Source organism: Cyclobacterium qasimii M12-11B (assembly GCF_000427295.1).
GTDB lineage: Bacteria > Bacteroidota > Bacteroidia > Cytophagales > Cyclobacteriaceae > Cyclobacterium > Cyclobacterium qasimii.
Map to the genome: position 1 here is coordinate 1 of NZ_ATNM01000113.1, position 2,594 is coordinate 2,594.

The 2,594-nt window shown below is 35.0% G+C and carries 1 protein-coding gene; it reads right to left on the reverse strand.

Annotated elements, in window-relative coordinates:
- Positions 1–216: hypothetical protein (locus tag ADICYQ_RS28620; protein WP_040416254.1), on the reverse strand; the 216-nt coding region annotated here is incomplete at its 3' end.
- Positions 217–2,594: the final 2,378 nt, after the last annotated feature.

A 2,594-nucleotide genomic window follows, 5' to 3' on the forward strand; every position in this document is an offset into this window, starting at 1 on the left:
ACCAACATCAAAGAAAAACCACTTAAATACATAAAACAACTGATAATCAACCACAAAAACATTTCTACCCTCAATATTTAAACCCTGGGATATCCCTGTCTCGCTTTTTACCCAGTTTGTAATTCCTAAAGGTGTAACGAATCGACAACTCGTGGGAGCCACCGCTATTCCTAATGCTATATAGAAAGAGGAATTTTCTATTAAAGAGGAGATCATCTATAGTCATAATAGTATCTGCAAGTTTTCCTTATGGCGAAGCAACCTAATTGACAGCTTTTAGATGGAAGTCCAGCAAACTACTCCACCCCCATCCATCAGTAAGTCTGGCGACACTTACCTACCACAGATTAAATACCTATTATAGATACTAGTGGGACGATCCAGAAGAAGGCAGTCCATTAATCTTTCAGCACCCCTTCCTAAATTAGGCCTTAGACCTTAAAAGGCATTTGACGTGACTCCTTAATTTTCTTATTAGAAGGTGTTCTCTGTACCTCCTTAAGAAAGTAATATAGAACGCAACTTCAAATCGCTTACAGGTACCATTCCCGCGATATATAGAATTGAGTAAAACATCTTCTTTCAGAAGGACTCCATTCCGGGAGAAGTGCCGCCCTACTAAAATGACACCACCTCCTTTTCCATGCTTATATGAAAAGATGGTGTCATTTTTTAGACATTAGATTATTTAAGGTTGGATTGCCTTTTTCACAAAGCCAAATAGAATTACCTGGATTGAACTTGTCCACTATTAATCATAAGTAAAGCAACAATACTGTCTTACTCCCGATTGTCTTATTACCGATACAAGCACTTTTCTAGTTCTTCGATCCTACACTTAATCCTTGACTTGTGAATACCAACTTGAGTTCAACCAGTTTTAATTAAAAATGTTCAGCCCTGGGATTATCGTATTTTTGAGCAATGAAAACAGCAAAAATACTGTATCTGTCAAGTCCCTAATTGCTGCTCTATAAATCCAAAAAGGGTTCGCAGCGAGAACTTGGTTATTTATATAAGTTTGTCCTATACCAAACTCAGGCTTATAAATGCTATCAAATAAAATGCCTAAGTTTATAGGAGAACCAAAATCTTGAGTCTTACCAATCAAAGTGAATCGAGTCCTATTTTGCATAGCATAATAAATCCCTATACTATATTAATAATAAAGAAAATGGCGCAACTGACAACGGTATTCTCATAATCCTAATTGGAAGATTAGAATTAGCCAAAAAAGCCTGTAAACCTTAAATGAGTTGAGTGGATTTTGAAATGGGATTTTATCCCCTGGTAAAAAAGAAACCAGTCTGAAAACCTGCAGCTATTAATTTCACCAAAATTATTGAAAATCTAAATGGCGGAAATTGTATGTTGGTAACTCCTCTGAATTGAATCCTGAAAGCCGTTATTTTTGCACTAATGATTCGGATGAGGCATTGGTGCTACGCTTATCAAAAAAGATAAGGTTTTAAGTGTAGTGATTTTTATGGTTCTATATACTGTGTTGAATAATATAAAACCTTCTTGTACTACCCCTTTGTACCATTGATACAGTTTCGTTAAAGCTACACCTTATTACTTTGCTCGTTTGGTTGAACCTAGCTAATGACCTAGGAAGTTTGTAGGCTCTTTCCAAGTCAGGATAGCGATTAAAAAGTATTTCGGCAAGGGGAGCTTTAAATACTGTCCTTTTATTTTTCTTTTTAAAAGAGAATGCTTCCCTTTTGGTAAATATGGCTTTTAAGTATCTCCGTTTTCAAGTTGGTCTGAAGCAAATGACTTTTTTATTCTTTGCTTTATTATAGTATTTCTTACTTCTGATCTTCAAAGGCGTTCCATCTATGAGAGATTCTCATTTCTTCAACGGCCTGGTAAGAAAGTTTCCAGTCATGTCAAGGCCACTTCTATTACATTATTTTGCTTTACTTCAGGTAATCGACGGAGTATAGCTTCTACAATTTCACTATTCGTTCCCTTCATCAGAGCCACCAAGTTGCCTTTCTTTTAGCCATTTATTGATTACTGCCGCATACAATTTCCCTTGGGAAGTCCTGTTACTATAAAATTGAGATGCATTTCTGGATTTTCAGGAAATAGAATCCAGCCATTCGACTTAAAAAAAACGGGGATTCAGCTGTGATTTGTGTACTATCTGGTGTCATTTCCCAGTTTCTATCAACGTCGCTCCTCACTGATTCATTTCCATTTATCCATTTTTAAGAAACGTGCTTTTACACGAAGAGTGAAATTTTGAATACTCTTTTAATCTTAGACAACCTTGAAGGTGACTTTTTTTACCTAGTAGCTAATAAGGATGAATATTTTGCGCCACTAAATAAATACAGTAATCATCGTCCTTAAACTTAGAAGAAGTTAATCTAAGCTAGTCAGGCAAACCTGCTGGTAAAAGAAATCTTAAAAATCCCTTTTCTTCCAATTTCTATTTCAAGAAAAAAATTATTTTATTCTCAATCCACCAATTTTTAGGCATGATTCATTTTCTATTCTTGTGATCTTTAATTACAGTTAAATACACTTTCAATAATTATTGAACTCAAGTAATACTGGTATTCAAACTTTGATAGAATAATAAA